The organism is Anabaena azotica SJ-1 (assembly GCF_047275885.1).
GTDB lineage: Bacteria > Cyanobacteriota > Cyanobacteriia > Cyanobacteriales > Nostocaceae > Trichormus_B > Trichormus_B azotica_A.
The window spans coordinates 1,964,984-1,982,327 of record NZ_CP178454.1 but is presented as its reverse complement, the minus strand read 5'-3'; the positions used below and the strand labels follow the sequence as shown (position 1 = coordinate 1,982,327).

10 protein-coding genes and 1 pseudogene are annotated in these 17,344 nt (G+C 39.5%); 7 read left to right on the top strand and 4 right to left on the bottom strand.

The window, feature by feature from the left end; genetic code table 11:
* Positions 1 to 270: 270 nt before the first annotated feature.
* Positions 271 to 6,504 (bottom strand): PAS domain S-box protein, encoded by a 6,234-nt coding sequence (locus tag ACLLO5_RS08725; protein WP_413175066.1) that lies wholly within the window; start codon positions 6,502 to 6,504, stop codon positions 271 to 273.
* 187 nt (positions 6,505 to 6,691) lie between these two features.
* Between ACLLO5_RS08725 and ACLLO5_RS08720 the strand changes: the two genes are divergently transcribed.
* Positions 6,692 to 7,381 carry a polysaccharide deacetylase family protein gene (locus tag ACLLO5_RS08720; RefSeq protein ID WP_413175065.1) on the top strand — a complete coding sequence of 230 codons (690 nt, stop codon included), beginning with the start codon at positions 6,692 to 6,694 and terminating at the stop codon, positions 7,379 to 7,381.
* Positions 7,382 to 7,449: 68 nt separating this feature from the next.
* On the opposite strand, the gene ACLLO5_RS08715 is transcribed toward ACLLO5_RS08720, so the two are convergent.
* Positions 7,450 to 8,226, bottom strand: a complete 777-nt coding sequence (locus ACLLO5_RS08715; RefSeq protein WP_413175064.1) for an ABC transporter ATP-binding protein — start codon at positions 8,224 to 8,226, stop codon at positions 7,450 to 7,452.
* Between the two features lie 63 nt (positions 8,227 to 8,289).
* Positions 8,290 to 8,696 (bottom strand): annotated as a pseudogene (locus ACLLO5_RS08710) (filamentous hemagglutinin N-terminal domain-containing protein); the annotation flags it as partial.
* 245 nt (positions 8,697 to 8,941) lie between these two features.
* Between ACLLO5_RS08710 and ACLLO5_RS08705 the strand changes: the two are divergent.
* The 5 genes from ACLLO5_RS08705 (at position 8,942) to ACLLO5_RS08685 (ending at position 14,415) form a co-directional block, all read left to right on the top strand.
* A complete protein-coding gene (locus ACLLO5_RS08705) occupies positions 8,942 to 9,310 on the top strand; it encodes a hypothetical protein (RefSeq protein ID WP_413175063.1) in 369 nt (122 codons plus the stop codon).
* 197 nt (positions 9,311 to 9,507) lie between these two features.
* Positions 9,508 to 10,128 (top strand): Spy/CpxP family protein refolding chaperone, encoded by a 621-nt coding sequence (locus ACLLO5_RS08700; RefSeq protein WP_413175062.1) that lies wholly within the window; start codon positions 9,508 to 9,510, stop codon positions 10,126 to 10,128.
* Between the two features lie 300 nt (positions 10,129 to 10,428).
* Positions 10,429 to 12,579 (top strand): glycine--tRNA ligase subunit beta, encoded by a 2,151-nt coding sequence (gene glyS, locus ACLLO5_RS08695; protein ID WP_413175061.1) that lies wholly within the window; start codon positions 10,429 to 10,431, stop codon positions 12,577 to 12,579.
* Positions 12,580 to 12,659: 80 nt separating this feature from the next.
* Positions 12,660 to 14,054 (top strand): UDP-N-acetylmuramoyl-L-alanine--D-glutamate ligase, encoded by a 1,395-nt coding sequence (gene murD, locus ACLLO5_RS08690; protein ID WP_413175060.1) that lies wholly within the window; start codon positions 12,660 to 12,662, stop codon positions 14,052 to 14,054.
* A gap of 115 nt (positions 14,055 to 14,169) precedes the next feature.
* Positions 14,170 to 14,415, top strand: coding sequence for a hypothetical protein (locus ACLLO5_RS08685; RefSeq protein ID WP_413175059.1), 246 nt, complete (start codon positions 14,170 to 14,172; stop codon positions 14,413 to 14,415).
* A 182-nt stretch (positions 14,416 to 14,597) separates the two neighbouring features.
* Here the strand turns inward: ACLLO5_RS08685 and ACLLO5_RS08680 are convergent, their stop codons facing one another.
* Positions 14,598 to 15,296 (bottom strand): response regulator, encoded by a 699-nt coding sequence (locus ACLLO5_RS08680; protein ID WP_413175058.1) that lies wholly within the window; start codon positions 15,294 to 15,296, stop codon positions 14,598 to 14,600.
* Positions 15,297 to 15,669: 373 nt separating this feature from the next.
* Here ACLLO5_RS08680 and ACLLO5_RS08675 point away from each other — a divergent pair, with 373 nt between their 5' ends.
* On the top strand, positions 15,670 to 17,283 hold the full coding sequence (locus tag ACLLO5_RS08675) for a flavin monoamine oxidase family protein (protein ID WP_413175057.1): 1,614 nt from the start codon (positions 15,670 to 15,672) through the stop codon (positions 17,281 to 17,283).
* Positions 17,284 to 17,344 lie beyond the last annotated feature (61 nt).

The following is a 17,344-nucleotide window of genomic DNA, read 5'->3' as shown; positions in this document are numbered from 1 at the left end:
TTGGATTTTGGATTTTGGATTTTGGAAGTTTGTGAGCCTCAGAGGTTCGGAGATCGCAAAGATTTTGGATTCTGAATTATTGATCTAAGTATAACAGTTAAACTAATTATATATTTTATTACAAAATAGAAATCCCTAGCACCGCAGGGCGGAAGTCAAAAGTCAAAAGTCAAAAAACTTATTCTATAGGCCTTTCATTGACTTAGAATGGTTGGTTTATTTACGCCGTGCTGTACTAGTACAAGAGTAACTCCTGACAAGTGTTAAAAGCTATGAAAATTTAGCTGCTGTTAAAAGCTCTTTAATAATGTTTGCTAGGTGCTTGAGGGTGATAGGTTTTGTGAGATAGTCATTGGCTCCAGCTTCCAAACATTTTTCCCGATCACCGGGCATAGCTAAGGCGGTGAGAGCAATAATGGGCAGGTCTGTTTGTGAATAAGAAGATTGGCTGCGAATCTGTTTGATTGCTTCTAAACCATCTACTCCTGGCATTTGAATATCCATCAAAATTAAATTGGGGACTTGAGTTTTGGTAAGGGCGATCGCTTCCTGACCATTTTTTGCCAAGATAATGCGGTATCCTATCGCTTCTAGATAGTTAGAGATAGTAAAAATATTGCCTTCGTTATCTTCTGCCAGCAAAATTAGAGGTGAATACTCAGCCGCTTCTATGGGACAGGAATTGAAATCGGCTGAAGCCTGATTCCCTGACTCTAGGGAACAACTAGAGAGGTTCCCACAGGGTAAATCAACAGTAAAGCAGCTGCCAACACCGAGTTCACTGCTTACTCCTACCTTGCCACCATGTGTTTCCACCAGTCGCTTCACCAGAGACAGACCCAAACCAGTACCAGCATATTGACGGTTTAAGGCGCTATCAATTTGGATGAAGGGTTGAAACAGTTTCTTAATATTTTCAGGAGCAATACCGATACCAGTATCAATTACAGCAATGCGAATGCAATCTCGAAAGGATGTCATCTCTGCCTCAGAAGCAATTCGTTGGCAAGTAACATCTAAGGTGATCTGCCCGCCTTCTGGTGTAAATTTTACGGCATTATTGAGCAAATTGATTAAAACTTGGCGGATGCGTCGTTCATCCAGCATTAAATCTGGTAGATGAGGTTGAATCCTGACCTCAAGCTGGATACGTTTTTGGAAGGCTTGCTGTTTAATAAACGCCAAACTGGATTGACAAAGTGGTTTGATGGCTGTGGAAGTGTAGTGTAATTCCATCTGACCTGCTTCAATTTTGGATAAATCCAGGATGTCGTTAATTAATTCCAACAGGTGTTGTCCGCTGCGCTCGATGGTTTGTAGACCCCGACGTTGTTTCTCATTGATGGTGCCAAATATTTGGTCTTGCATCCCTTCTGACATACCCAAAATGGCGTTGAGGGGGGTGCGTAGTTCATGGCTCATGGTGGCGAGGAACTCATCTTTAAGACGGGTAGCGCGAGCGAGTTCTTCGTTGAAAGCGGCAAGTTGTTTATTGGTCTGCTGCAATTGAGTTTCTGCCAGTTTGCGTTGGCTAATATCTGTCACCCGAACCAGGTTCATTTTTTGACCTGCGACAGTAATTTGCTTGGCGGCCAAGTTGCCCCAAAATGATTTACCTTGAAAGGTTTTGTATTCAATTTCCCGACTCCAAAAGCCGTGCTGCTCCATGTCTTCCGTAATTGCTTGCATCTGTTCGGGGCTAAATTGCTCCTTTTGTAACTCATGTCCTTCAATACCAATGAGGTTGGATTTATTGGTAGCTGCAAACATCTCTACTGCGCGTTGGTTACAATCTATAGTTTTGAGGGTTTCTGCATCGACTAGGAATAGGGCATCAGCGGATTCATTAAAAATTGCCTCTCGCAAATCCCGACTGTGGAGAATTTCAGCTTCTGCTTGTTTGCGATCGCTAATATCGTAGTTAATGCCAATCATCCTGTGGGGTTGCCCTTGGGAATTGCGTTGCAAGAGTCCAAAAGCTTTAATAATGCGAATTGTGCCATTAGGCAATATAGTTCTGAACTCGGTATCTAGTTCTTTATCTTCAGCAATGGCTTGTTGGAAAGTTTCACGGACTGGAACTCTATCATCAGGATGGAGAAGGTTTTCAAATTTTTCTATAGCTCCATAACTGGGGTCAAAACTCGCGCGCGAGACACCGAAGAGTTCATACATCCGCTCATCCCAAAATAGGGAGTCGTTGATCAAATCCAAGTCCCAAATCCCAATTTTTGCCGACTTTACTGCCAACTTCAGACGATCTGAGAGATTGCGGAGTTGTATTTCTGCTTCCTGTAACTTGGCTTCTGATTGTTTGCGCTCAGTAATATCAAAATTAATGCCTATCATCCGTAGAGCTTTTCCCTGTTCGTCACGCTGTAAAAGGGCGTGGGCTTTGATAAACTTGATTGTGCCATCAGGCCAGACAATCCTGAATTCAGGCTTGAAGTCTTTGTCTCCGGCAATGGCTTGTTGGATAGCAGCATGGGTTGAGAGATGATCCTCAGGATGCAAGCTAGTTTCCCAGGCTTGATAAGCACCTTTAAAGTCCCAAGAGTTGATTCCATAGAGTGCATACATTTGGTCATCCCAAACTAGGTAATCGTTGACTATATCCCAGTCCCAGATGCCAATTTGAGCAGACTTGATTGCCAGATCCAATCGGTCTGACAGGTTGCGGAGTGCAACTTCGATTTGTTTTCGTTCACGAAGTGCAATTTGCTGTTCGCTAATATCTAGAATTAATCCATCCCATAAAATATCGCCGTTGGCTTGCTGTTCCGGTTGGGAAACACCCTCAATCCATTTCTGCCGACCGGATGGAGTTATCAATCTTCCTTCCCATGACCATTGCTGTAAGGAATTTGCTGAACGGGTGATCGACTCGTGTAATGAGGGCAAATCTTCTGGGTGAATCAGGTCAAATATGACATTTGCATTTTGTTGAATGGTTGCTGGTTCTATTTCAAATAGTTCTCGACTGCGATCGCTAATATATACAAATTCATAGGAATCATCAGGATGAAGAATATATTGATACATTACTCCAGGAACATTAGTCGCAATCCTCTGAAACCGAGCTTCACTTTGGCGTAATGCGGCTTCTGAGAGTTGACGGACTGTAATATCCCGATCCATGCCACGATAGCCGCGAAATTGTTTATCTGTATCAAAAATAGGTACGGCGCTGGTTTCTAAGGTAATCAATCGCCCATCTTTATGGCAGTTAATATTTTCTAAACATTGAAAGGGAGCTTGAACTGAGACGAATTTCATAAACTCGCTCCTTACTCTTTCCGCTTCTTCTGGTGGCATTAAATCAAAGGGAGTTTTGCCTACAATTTCTTCTGGTGAATATCCCAAAAGGTTAATAATTTGCGGACTACAATATGTGTAAAATCCAAATTCATTCACTTCCCACACCCAATCACTAGAGGTTTCCACAAGATTACGGAAGCGTTCTTTGCTTTGTTGCAGTTCTGCGGTGCGTTGTGCAACTTGTGCCTCTAAAGTCTGATTTTGTTCTTCTAAAATTAGCAGTAAGCGATCGCGTTCCTGTTCTGTTTGTTTTCGCTCAGTAATGTCCTGGGTCATGAGGATGCCTCCAATCACATTACCTTGGTCATCCCGGACAGGGATATTATGGCTCATGTAGAGGTGTTCTTCATAGGCTATTTCCGCAATCACAGATTTTCCCGCTAGTGATTGTTGCAACAAAGGTGCGATTACTTTACTGACTTCTGCTGGAAAAATTTCCCAAATTGTTTTTCCTTCCATTTCTGCCTGGCTCAAACCTACAGAAGATAGTCCCAAGCCTCCAACCAGTAGGTAACGCAGGTTATGGTCAAATAGCACAACCGCGCCATTAGGAAAGTTATCTACTAAAGTGCGATAAAGCTGTTGACTTCGACGTAGAGCTTCTTCAGTTTGTTTGCGACCAGTAATATTAGTAATTGTACCAACATAACCTGTCACTGTTCCTTCTGAGTCTATTTCTGGAACTGCTTGACCAAATACCCAAGTTTCCACCCTATCCGGTCCCTGAAACCGATATTCTAAACTAAATGTTTTACCTGTTTGGACTAGGTGATCCCATTCTGCGGCAATTAGCTCTTGGTCTTCCGAGTGCAAGGCTCTTTGCCATCCGCACCCTGCTGCTGCTTGGGGTGTTAACCCGGCAATTTGACACCAATAATCATTTACATACAAGCAGTTTCCTTGAGCATCGGTGCGATAAATGCCAACGGGGGCTGATGTTGCTAGAGTTGCATAGCGTCGTTCGCTTTCTTGTAATGCCTGTTCAATTTCCTTCCGTTCTGTAATGTCTTCATAGCTGGAGAGAACGCCAATAATTTCACCATCTGAGTTTTGCAGTGGTATTTTGTTGGTGCGTAACCACCTCTGAATGTTACCACTTTTGGTAAATGGTTCTTCAATATTGAATTTGGGTTGACCCGACTCCATAACGATGCAATCATCTGCTCGATAAAGAGGTGCTTGTTCTTTCCAGGGCATATCAAAGTCTGTTTTGCCAAGGATTTCCACCGCAGATGACTTTCCTGCATCTAAGACTAGTTGACGGTTGCAGCCTAAGTAACGATAGTTGCGGTCTTTCCAAAAGATGGCCATGGGTAGACTATCCATGACCACCTGCAACAGAATTTGGTTTTCTTCAAACGCCTTTTCTGCTTGTTGACGAATGATGGCGTTGCGTTTTGCGGCAGTGATGTCTCGTGCAGCCCAAATTACGGATGCTTGTGAAATTGGTGATACTTTGGCGCTAAACCAAACTTTTTGATTGCCTATCTGTAAGCTGTATTCAAGCTCTGAAGCTTGTTGTGTATCTAGAGTTTGCCCAATAACTCTGACAAACTGATCTGCCAGGTGAGCGGGTAAAACTTCATGGGCAGTTTTACCGAGCAATTCTTCAGCTGGTTGATAAAGCTTATCTGCTTTGGTGGGAGCAATTTTGAGATAACGTCCCTCTCTATCTGTCACCAGAATGACATCGACCATAGCATTGAACAGTCCTCGCAGTTCAGCTTCTGAGGCTTGTAGAGCTTTGAGTACCTCTTGGTGTTGACGTTCAATGCGCTTTTTATCACTAATATTTCGCCCTTCTGGAATGAGCATGATTACTTGTCCTAGTTCATCTTTGAGGGGACGAATAGAAAAGTCTATGGTGGCGATTTGATTTCCTGCTCCTAATATATCTACTTCGTAACGAATAAATTCTCCTTGGGCTGCACGTGCGATCGCTTGTCTTAAGTTATCCTGGGTTGACTGGGAAATTTTCCACCAAGAGGTTTCCCAGAATGGTTTATTTACTACTTCCTCCAGTTGCAGTCCAGCAAAAGTTAAAGCTGTCTGGTTGGCCTCCAGTACAATTCCTGCGGTTGTTAGCAGTCCGGTAAATTGAAAAGAGTTATCGAATATGGCTCGGAATCTCCGTTCACTAGCTTGTAGTTCATTTGTTCGTTTTTGAACTTTCTGCTCTAGAGATGTATTGAGAGTTTGCAAATTTTCATAAAGTTCTGCCTGTTGGATGGCTAAAGCCAGCTGCACAGACAGTTGCTGGAGTAAATCTAATTCATTTATCTCCCATTCACGAGTGGTGCTGCACTGGTGAGCAATCAGCAACCCCCAAACTTCTTTTTCCAAGTTAGGATCTTTTGCCTCTGGCTGGCTGTATTTTGTTACCTGCCCTCTTGCTTCTTGGTTTAACAAAATTGGGACAACAAGATGAGCTTTAACTTGAAATTGCTCTAATAGGTGAATATGGCTGGCTGTTAATTCGGCATTATAAATATCAGAAATTGCTCTAATTTTACTGTAATGATGTGTTATTTCTTGTTTTTCTGGAAAAAAAATATCTTTAATTTCCAAGTTTGAGCAAATTGTCCATTGCGATAGTATAGATTCGGCAACAATTTTGCCATTCATGTTGGAATCCATCTGATAAATTATCACCCGATCAGCCTGCAAAAACTCCTGAACTTCTTGAACTGCGGTTGTGAGAATTTCATCTAAACGCCAAAATTGACGAATATGGAGCAAGATTCCAGCCAATAAATGTTTTTGTTGTTCTTGCATCCGAATTCGACGTATGAGACGGTTTTTTTCCAGAACAGTATGAATAGCGCGGTGAAATCCAGTACAGGTCAGTTTGCTTTTTACTATATAGTCTTGGACACCATTTTTCATTGCTTCAACGGCGATCGCTTCGTCCGTCTTTTCGCCTAACATAATCACTGGAATTTGATAACCACTAGATAGCAACTGCAACTGGTACAGAAATTCCAATGTGTCCATATCTGGCAGTTGATAATCTAGAACTATTAAGTCTGGACTATTTGAAGCCAGATAGGTTAAAGCTTCTGATGCTGATTTAGCTTCAAAAATCTCATAGGTAGCAAATCTATCCTCACTGAAGTAGCGACAGTATTGTGACCGTTCTTCTGGCGAATCTTCTATAAGAATAACTGAGTAATGGTAGATTGCCATAGAACCTCTTCAGTAATTATGCGGATCTAATTTTATATCACCGTGGCTGCACTTCATAAGTTATCACAAAAAGCGCGGGAGAGTGTTGAGTTAAATGGGGGTTTAGTTATGATTTAAAACACACTTTAGTTATGATTTAAGACACACTTTAGTTATGATTTAAGACACACTTTAGTTATGATTTAAGATGCATTTTGCCCCTTTATTCCCGATTATTTACCGCATTCTTCAACCGAGTTTTCCCAACTGTCTTTGGCATGGGGATCTTAATAGCAAAGCGATCGCTCTCACCTTTGATGATGGACCTCATCCCCAATACACACTCCCAGTATTGGCAATTTTAGACAGTTACAATATTAAAGCCAGTTTTTTTTGGTTGGGTGTTTGTGTCAACCGTTCACCCCACATTGCCCAAGAGGTTAAAAATAGAGGACACTGGATAGGTTTACATGGTTACGAACATCTCTCTTTTCCCACCCTTTCCCCTACAGACCTGAAGCTGAGTTTAGAAACCACCCAAGCAGCTATCTACAATGCTTGTGACTTGCAACCAGAACAAGTGCGAGATGTCCGTCCCCCTAATGGTTTTTTTACACCTGGGACTTTAAAATTATTTCATCAGTGGAACTACAGATCAGTAATGTGGAGTATCGTACCAGAAGATTGGGTACGCCCTGGTGTGTCTGTGGTTGTCCAAAGAGTGCTTTCTCAGGTAACAGGTGGATCACAAATTGTTTTACATGATGGTGTTTGTGGTGGACAAGATGTGGCCGAAATCATCAAAATTCTCATTCCCCAATTGTTGCAACAAGGCTATGAATTTGTAACAGTTGATAAGTTATGGAAAATGAAGGAGGGTGCAAATAGAAAGAATTAAAAACCAATTATTTGTATCGAGCTTTTCGTGAAATGGTCTAAGGGGAAAAGCCCATACCCAATACCCTTTTACACAGGAGAAATTGCACAAACTTGTAATCCTACAGGGGTCTGAATAATCACCGATTCTACACCAAAAACTTGAGCAATATTATTTGGTGTCAACACAGTTTCGGGTGTACCTACTTCCCAAAGATGACCTGCTTTTAATAAAGCAATCCGGGAACTATAGCGGGCTGCTAAATTTAACTCATGTAAAACTGTGACGATGGTTAATTGTTGTTGTTGATTGAGATTCTTAAGTAGTTCTAATAGTTGTAATTGATAATTGATATCTAAATAAGTAGTAGGTTCATCTAATAATAATACCTTCGGTTCTTGTGCTAAAGCTAAAGCTAAAAAAGCTCTTTGTCGTTCACCACCGGAAAGTTCTTCAACTAAGCGATCGCCAAAATTTTCTAGTTGTGTTTTTTGTATTGCTGCTTCAATTTTCTGCCTATCATTACCAGTTAATTCCCATTGCCACCAAGGTTGATGTGGTGTCCTGCCTAAACTTACTAATTGACGCACAGTTAAACCAGCAGGAATTGGTTGCTGTTGTGGTAAAAGTGCTAATTTTTGAGCCACCAAATTAGGAGGTTGTGAGTGAATTGCTTTCCCATCGAGTAAAATTACTCCTTGTTGAGGAGAGAGAATGCGACTAATTAATTTCAGTAAAGTAGATTTACCAGAACCATTAGCACCAACTAAACTCAACCATTCTCCAGTTTGCAAAGAAAGATTCACATCTTGGATAATTGGCGAAACAGTATAACCACCTGTGAGATTTTGTAATTCTAGAGGCATTTTAGCAGTTCAAAAAAGCAATTGCTCTGTTTTTTATTTTTACCAGACCACACAATTTTTGGCAATACAATGATTTGCTGTCCCTATAAATGAACCACCAATATCTAAGCGGGCATTTGCACCAAAAATAATCCCAGATGGGTTGAGTAAGAATAAATTAGCACTACCATTGGCTTGAATCCAGCCATCAATATGGGAAATATTGCCACCAGTCACGCGGCTAAAAATGTTTTGGATATCGTTTGCATTGTTGAAGAATACAGACCCTTGGTAGGAATGGAGAATTGACTAAAGCTATGGAATAAGTTATTGCCGATACGGCTACCATTAGTGATGGTGTAATTATTACTGCCAGTCACAGTGGTTTTGAGTGTGCTGTCGGGAATCACTTGTGCGTGAACGCTACTGTGATAAGTGATGGATGTTAATACTATGCTAATTAAACTAAAGATAGAAAAAGTTACTTTTATTTGCCCATTTCTATAAAGGGTGGGGATGTAAGGTGGGTAAAAATTCAACGCCTCTATATTTTTACTTTTACTAGACTAGAATTTTTTGCAATACAATTATATTTCATAACTTTACATAAACATGACTAAAGTCATAAATGAAGTAGTGACTTTTTACCTATATGGCTATGCAACTATAATTTTATGCTTTAAGTAGGTTGAATAAAACAACCATCAAATTAATTTCACTGTCAAGAATACTTGTTATGAATTTGCACAAATCTCTTATCTTACTTGGTACACTTGGTTTAGTTGCAATAGGTAGTCTAGGAATATCTCCCGCATTAGCTGAACATCCGAACAATTATAGAAATCAGCACCAAGACAATAATCACAGACAAGACAATAACCACAGACAAGACAATAATCACAGACAAGACAATAATCACAGACAAGACAATAATCACAGGCAAGACAATAACCACAGACAAGACAATAACCACAGACAAGACAATAACCACAGACGAGACAATAATTACCGACGAGACAATAACCACAGATATGAAAATAACCACAGATATGAAAATCATCGACAAAGAGAATATCGTCACAGACAAGATTTCCGTCTATATTAAGGTGAACTAAGGTTCTGAATATTTTTGCTAATTGTTGTAGCTACCATGTCATATCGAATTTATTGAATGAGATAGAGATGGTAGTTTTTTTTTAGTTGTTAACAATAGCTATATTTTTTTTGACTTATCGCTAAAATAACTGATATATAAATAGTATGTCTCGGTGAATTTGAGATGTATTTATGGAGTATCAATTCATGAACTATAAACGGAAATTGAGTATTTATGCTATCCCTGCGATGGGTTTAGCTATCTCTATTCTGACTGCGGGATGTCAATTAGATTCTCCCAATCGGACTTCTTTTCCCAACAATTCTAGGGAAAATGGAAGAAGTTATCAAACATCGGATAATGACAGCAATTACCAAACATCGGACAATGACAGCAATTATCAAACATCAGACAATGACAGCAATTCTCGCTCGTCTAACAATGGCAGAAATTATCCATCATCTAACAATGGCAGAAATTCTCCATCATACCAAAGAGATTTAAATCAAGTTTCAGAGAAAATGTCAGAACTTAATTTAACTGACACTCAAAAAGCACAAGTTAAACGGATTAGAGAGGAAAGTGAAGCACAAATATTTGCACTTTTATCTCCCGAACAGCAACAGCAAGTACAATCTGCTAATAATGGTCGCTATAAGTTGTCAATGAAGAAATTGCGATCGCTTAATTTGTCCACGGAACAAAGACAGGAAATACGTGAAATTACACAACAGCAAAGACAACAAATTCAGCGAATTTTGACTCCTGAACAACGCGAAATAATGAATCAATGGCGTAGAAATCGCAGAGACAGTTCATCCTACTAAGAGTTACACAAGATTGATTGTGTAATTATGGCGGTTGTCACTAGGATGAAAACATACAGCTATAAAATATGGCTGACGCTACATTTCATTCCAGACAGTACCAAACATTCAACTCTATCACCTGATATTCTGCTGAATTGCTAATCAAAAAATCTCTGCGTCCGTCCTGCTCATCAATGTTAAAATCTAGATATTTTGTTTCTAAATTTTATAAATTTCTCAAATATTTTGACTCCTGAATTCCTGAATTTTTACTGACAAGGTAAACTGGTGGAATTGACTGATAAAGATTAGTGTCCTATGCCTGCGTTTTTATTAGAAGTTGGTACAGAAGAACTACCTGCAAGCTTTTTGAGTAGTGCCGTTGTACAATGGCGATCGCGCATTCCTCAAACTCTGGAAGCTAACAGCCTCAAAGCTGAAACTGTAGAAGTTTATGGAACTCCCCGACGGTTAGCAGTTCTGATTACAGGTTTACCATTCCAGCAACCAGACAAGGAAGAAGAAATCAAGGGTCCACCCGCACAAGCAGCTTTTAAAGATGGTAATCCCACACCCGCAGCAATTGGGTTTGCTAAAAAACAAGGTGTGGAACTGGACGCTTTGGAAATTCGACCGACAGAAAAAGGTGATTTTGTCTTCATTCAGAAAAAAACTCCCGGACGACCTGTTGCGGAAATTCTGACAGAACTTGTACCCCAGTGGGTTTGGGGTTTGGAAGGAAAGCGGTTGATGCGTTGGGGAAGTGGTGATGGTAGGTTTTCCCGTCCGATTCGCTCTTTGGTGGCTTTGTTGGATGGGGATGTTTTGCCCTTAGAATTAAAGAATGGCGAGAAAACGGTTAAGAGCGATCGCATTTCTCCAGCACATCGTGTTTTACATCCCGAACCTGTCAGCATTTCCCACGCAACTGAATATGTAGATACCTTGCGTTCTGGTTATGTGATAGTTAAACCGGAAGAACGGGAAAATATCATTGTTGAACAAGTCAAAACCGCAGTACAGAAATTAGGCGGTTTCACAGAAATATATCCTGATTTATTAGAAGAAACCACAAATTTAGTAGAATATCCTACCGCAGTAGTGGGTAAATTTGAAGATGAATTTCTCACATTACCTACCGAAGTTTCCACTACTGTCATGGTGACGCATCAGCGTTATTTCCCGGTTTTCAAAACTTCAGAAAATAAGGAATTATTACCGAATTTTGTTACTGTTTCTAACGGCGATCCTGCAAAAGCAGATATCATTGCTGTTGGTAATGAAAAAGTAATTCGGGCGCGGTTAGCTGATGGGAGGTTTTTCTATGAAGCTGATTTAGCAAAACCTTTAGAAAGCTTTTTACCTCAATTAGAAACGGTTACTTTCCAAGAAGATTTAGGTTCAGTTCGTGCCAAAGTCGAGAGAGTGGTGAATATTGCTGGTCAAATCTCTCAACAGTTGCAGTTAGGAGAAAATGAAAGTCAGAAAATTCAAAAAGCTGCTTTATTGTGTAAAGCCGATTTAGTTACCCAAATGGTGTATGAGTTCCCAGAATTACAAGGAATTATGGGAGAAAAATACGCCTTAGCTAGTGGTGAAGATACAGAAGTCGCAACAGCAATTGTGGAACATTATTTACCCAAAAATGCCGATGATATTTTACCTCAAACTCTCACAGGTCAAGTTGTAGGTTTAGCAGATAGATTAGATACTTTAGTCAGTATCTTTGGATTAGGTTTAATTCCTTCTGGTTCTTCCGACCCATTTGCATTACGTCGCGCTGCTAATGCTATCGTTAATATTACTTGGTTTGCAAATTTGCAGATTAATTTAGAATGGTTATTAGAGCAAATAACAACAAATTTTGCAAGCAAATTTAACAAAGATGCAAAATCTCTAATTACCTCTTTACGGGAATTTTTCCTACAAAGGATTCGCACTTTATTACAAGAAGAAAAACAGATAGATTATGACTTGGTAAATGCAGTTTTGGGAGAAAATGATCCAGAATACACAGAACGCGCATTACAGGATTTATTGGATGTGCGCGATCGCGCCCTTTATCTACAACAAATCCGCAACGATGGTACATTAGATAAAATCTATGAAACCGTCAACCGTTCTACCCGACTCGCTGCACAAGGTGATTTAGACTTCCAACAGTTAGAACCGACAGCGGTAGTTAACCCCGAATTATTCCAAAAATCTTCTGAATCAGCATTCTACACCGCCTTAGTAGAACTAGTTCCCCAAACCCAAACCGCGCAACAAACCCGCAACTATCAACTATTAATAGCTGCACTGGAAAAAATTGCTCCCACCGTGAGTAAATTCTTTGATGGTGAAGATAGCGTTTTAGTCATGGACTCAAATCCAGATATTAAGCGAAATCGCTTAAATTTACTGGGATTATTGCGAAATCATGCCCGTGTTTTAGCTGACTTTGGGGCGATCGTCAAAAATCTGTAGCAAAAGACAACAAAAACAGGTGTAATTTTTGCCGATTAACGCTACTATAGGGGAGCTTAACCAGGGATGCTAAACAGTCTATGCCAGAAGCTGTTGTGATTGGATTGGGAAAGTCCGGTATTGCTGCGGCAAGATTGTTGAAACAGGAAGGCTGGGAGGTGGAATTAAGCGATCGCAGCACCTCTCCAAATCTCCTGGAACAACAACAAGAACTTGCTAACGAACAAATTCCCGTTAAATTAGGACACACACCAGACCTAGAGAGAGAAATTTTACCGAAATTAATAGTTGTTAGTCCCGGTGTACCTTGGGATATTCCTGTCTTAGTCAAAGCGCGAGAGTTAGGAATTGAAACCATTGGGGAAATGGAACTAGCTTGGCGACATTTGCAAAATATTCCTTGGGTAGCCATCACCGGTACAAATGGGAAAACTACCACAACTGCACTAACTGCTGCCATTTTTCAAGCCGCAGGATTTAACGCTCCCGCCTGTGGTAACATCGGTCTGGCAGCTTGTGAAGTAGCATTAAAGGGAACAGAATCTCAAACCAAAAATCGTTTAGATTGGATCGTTGGTGAATTAAGTAGTTATCAAATAGAATCTTCCGTTACCCTTTCTCCTCGCATTGGTATTTGGACAACCTTCACGCCGGATCATTTAGCCCGTCACAAAACATTAGAAAATTATTACAACATCAAAGCCAAAGTTTTAAATAACTCTCAGTTGCAGATATTCAACGGTGACGATGTTTATTTAAACAAAGTAGGATTAAGTCATTGGCCTGATGCGTATTGGACAAGTGTCAAAGGTGCAGATTTTTTAATTGGTGAAAAAGGCTTTTATATAGAAAATGGCTGGGTAATAGAAAAATTATCTCCAACTTCCACACCTCAACAAATTGTAGAAGTTTCTGCTTTGCGAATGGTAGGAGAACACAACCAACAAAATCTCCTCATGTCAGTAGCAGCAGCAAGATTAGCAGGAATTGACATAGAAGCAATTTCCCATGCAGTCCGTGAATTTCCCGGTGTTCCCCATCGCTTAGAACATATTTGTACATGGGAAGGAATTGACTTTATTAATGATAGCAAAGCCACCAATTATGATGCAGCGGAAGTAGGTTTAGCATCTGTCAACAGTCCTGCAATTTTAATTGCTGGTGGTGAAGCAAAAGCTGGAGATGATACAGGTTGGTTAAATAAAATTCAAGCTAAAGCTGCGGCTGTTTTATTAATTGGTAATGCTGCACCTGCATTTGCTCAACGTCTAGAAGAAGTAGGATATACTAACTTTGAAATTGTTGAAACAATGGCAAAAGCTGTACCCAAGTCCGCAGAATTAGCCAAGCAACATCAAGCATCAGTTGTGTTATTATCTCCAGCTTGCGCGAGTTTTGATCAATATCCTAATTTTGAAGCAAGGGGTGAAGATTTCCGGCAATTATGTTTAAATTGGGTGGCTAAGACTAGTTGATAGTTAAACGCAGATAGACGCAGATGAAGCAATAGGAATCAAGAAACAATGATTGTTAAGATTTATAAGTTGCAGGTCTGGTTATGATAGGTCAATTCTTAAATTTAAGGTAATTATGATTGATGATATATATGAACTGGCCAGATATTATCGTCATGATGATCTAGATTGGGAAAAAGAAGCAGACGATACGATTATTTTATGGATCAGAGCGCCAGAAACTTCAATTGCAGTGCAAGAAATACATGAACTATGTAACCGTTTACAACTGCAACCAGGTGAGCAAAAGAATACCTGGATTTTACCACCTGGTTCACGTCATTATTGGGATCTGCGTTTGTTTGTCGATGCGGGTATATAGGGTTAAATGAGTGAATAGGTAAAATCCCGTTTCTTTTTATTTCTCCTTGACCATGCTTTGACTATTTTTGCAAGATTGCGTTGGGTCTAATCTGTGGGATCTCCTGACGGAGATTGCCCCTTTGCGTGAGAATAGAGATTGTAGTTCACCCAGAGTCGCAAAAAATAAGTGTTTTGAGTATTTTACTTAGCTAGTCCATGTTCTAGGGCGAAACGCACTAACTCAGTACGGCTATTTGTACCAGTTTTGCTAAATAAACGGCTGACATATTTTTCGACGTTGCGAACACTGGTTTCTAAACGACGTGCAATTTCTTTGTTCATCAAACCTTCCGCTACTAGATTTAAAACACTTTGTTCTCTGGGAGTTAAATCTATTTTGAACGGAGGAGGAGTTTGAGTAATTGCATTTCTGGGACTTAATAAATCTTTAATTTTGGAAATTTCATGGGCTAATTTAGCAATATCCATGGTTTCCGTATCTTCACCACTGGCTACCTGTGTTTTCGCAGTGTGACGCACTAGTAAGTTTTCGACTATGGCCACCAGTTCATCAGGATCAAAAGGTTTAGGTAAATAAGCATCAACACCAGCTTGATAGCCTTGAATGCGATCGCCTGTCATGCCTTTAGCTGTTAAAAATACCACAGGTAAAGCTTGAAACCGTGGATCATCTCGCATTTGCTTCAAGAACTGATAACCATCCACTTGAGGCATCATGATATCAGAAATTACCAAATCTGGGATACTATGCTGCATCATATCCCAACCTTCACGGGCATTACTGGCAGTTTGAACGCTGAAACCGCTTTCTTGTAAATATTCTTTGACGGCCTCCCTCAATCCCGGTTCGTCATCTACCAGTAACAATTGTGCTGACATCGAAAATTCCTATAAATTTACCTTTATATAACTTTAGCGAAATTTGGTCTGGATTGGGTATTGGGGATGGGCATATCTGATGTAAATTCTGTTAATAACTTTTATTGATACCATCTACACCTAGAATGTGCTTAAATTAAAGATAAATAAAAAGTTACAGATTAAATATTTGTAAACTATTATACAAATTAGCCTGGTTTACTTAAATATCCAATCACATTCATATAAGAGGTTAATTGAAAACTTTGTAGTGTGGCATCTAACACTAATTTTTAATTCACGACCCTACTAGTTCGAGTGCAGAAGTTTTCAGAGAAGATTGTCAAAAATAGTCTGCGAAATTTACAAAAAATCAACTCATCTGGACTTAAATATGACTCATTCAGAACTGTTTAGAAAACTAGCACACACAATCAAGATTGTTCGGTATTGTCAACAAAATAACATTTCCACTAGCGAAGGTATTGAACGCATTCTTGCTATCAAAGAATTAGCATCAAATCGCAGAAGCAAACGACGAGAATTTTTAGCAGACATAGGAAAACTTACCCTGATCGGAGGAACTTTAGGAGTTGGTTCTGGCTATTTTGACCACGCTTTAGCAGCACCATCTGCTGTAAATGCCAAAATCGCAATTATTGGTGCTGGTTTAGCAGGATTAACTTGTGGTTATGAACTGCAAAAAAGAGGAATTAAAGCTACTATTTATGAAGCAAGTGAAAGAGCCGGTGGACGTTGTTATTCTCTTGAAAATCTCTTCCCTGGACAAGTTGCAGAAAGAGGTGCAGAGTTAATCGACAACCTGCATAAAACCATATTAGGTTACGCCCAAGAATTTAAGTTACCACTAGAAGATTTATCAAAACAACCAGGAGAAATATTTTATTATTTTGATAATCAACGTTATTCAGAATCAGCAGTAGTTGAAGAATTTCGGAATTTAACAACAGCGATGAAAGATGATCTTCGCACTATTGGTAGCCCAACTGCTGATAGCTATACGCAAGCTGAACGAGAACTTGATTTTACTACTCTTGACAAATATCTTGATACTCGTGGTGCAGGATATTTACTCAAAAATGTCATTAAAGCAGCTTATGTTGGTGAATATGGTTTGGAAATAAATGAACAAAGCTGTCTAAATTTTCTGTTGTTTATTCATGCCGATAAGCGTTCTAAATTTAAACCTTTTGGAGTATTTAGTGATGAAAGATATCATATTATTGGGGGTAATCAGCAGATTGTTGAAGGGATGAAGAATCGGCTGCCAGGACAAATTAATTATGGTAGAAAATTAATTGCTGTGCGGAAAGATAGTGCAGGTAAAATTGAATTAACTTTTAATGGTGGATTAAGTGAAAAATTTGATGCTGTTGTCTTAGCAATTCCTTTTTCAACCTTGCGCGAAGTAGATTTACAACAACTACAATTACCTGCATCTAAACTCAATGCCATTAACAATTTCAGTTATGGCACAAATTCTAAACTCATAGTGGGTTTTAATAGTCGTCCTTGGGTAAATTTGGGTAGTAGTGGTTTTGCTTACACCAATCTTTCTAACATTCAAGGTACTTGGGAAACAAATCCTAGTCAAGCGAATAATCAACGTGCTGTGTTGACAAATTACGCCGGAGGTAAATATGGTGCAGGACTTAATCCCCAAAAAATACAGCAGGAAACTAGTAATTTTGTTAATCAATTAAAAAATGTTTTTCCTGGTGCTGATACTGCGGCTGTCAAAATTAATGGAAATCAGTTTTTAGCACATTTAGAAAATTGGTTGTTAAACCCTTTAAATCAAGGCAGTTATACCTGTAACAGGCCTGGATACTTTACAACTATTGCTGGAAATGAAAGTAAACCTGTAGATAACCTTTACTTTGCAGGTGAACATACTAATTCATTTTACGAATGGCAGGGTTTTATGGAAGGTGCGGCTATTTCTGGGGTAACTGTTGCTAAACAGATTTTGCAAAAATTTAAGTAATATCATGTCTAGTTAGTTGAATATTGATAATGTCTGATAAAAGGTAAAAAGCAGGGTTATC

What these genes read in the sequence shown, in the direction of transcription:
- ACLLO5_RS08705 (WP_413175063.1), top strand. Translation starts at nt 8,942, where the DNA reads ATGAATTTGCACAAATCTCTTATCTTACTTGGTACACTTGGTTTAGTT.
- murD (WP_413175060.1), top strand. Translation starts at nt 12,660, where the DNA reads ATGCCAGAAGCTGTTGTGATTGGATTGGGAAAGTCCGGTATTGCTGCG.
- ACLLO5_RS08675 (WP_413175057.1), top strand. Translation starts at nt 15,670, where the DNA reads ATGACTCATTCAGAACTGTTTAGAAAACTAGCACACACAATCAAGATT.
- ACLLO5_RS08685 (WP_413175059.1), top strand. Translation starts at nt 14,170, where the DNA reads ATGATTGATGATATATATGAACTGGCCAGATATTATCGTCATGATGAT.
- glyS (WP_413175061.1), top strand. Translation starts at nt 10,429, where the DNA reads ATGCCTGCGTTTTTATTAGAAGTTGGTACAGAAGAACTACCTGCAAGC.
- ACLLO5_RS08680 (WP_413175058.1), bottom strand. Translation starts at nt 15,296, where the DNA reads ATGTCAGCACAATTGTTACTGGTAGATGACGAACCGGGATTGAGGGAG.
- ACLLO5_RS08700 (WP_413175062.1), top strand. Translation starts at nt 9,508, where the DNA reads ATGAACTATAAACGGAAATTGAGTATTTATGCTATCCCTGCGATGGGT.
- ACLLO5_RS08720 (WP_413175065.1), top strand. Translation starts at nt 6,692, where the DNA reads ATGCATTTTGCCCCTTTATTCCCGATTATTTACCGCATTCTTCAACCG.
- ACLLO5_RS08725 (WP_413175066.1), bottom strand. Translation starts at nt 6,504, where the DNA reads ATGGCAATCTACCATTACTCAGTTATTCTTATAGAAGATTCGCCAGAA.
- ACLLO5_RS08715 (WP_413175064.1), bottom strand. Translation starts at nt 8,226, where the DNA reads ATGCCTCTAGAATTACAAAATCTCACAGGTGGTTATACTGTTTCGCCA.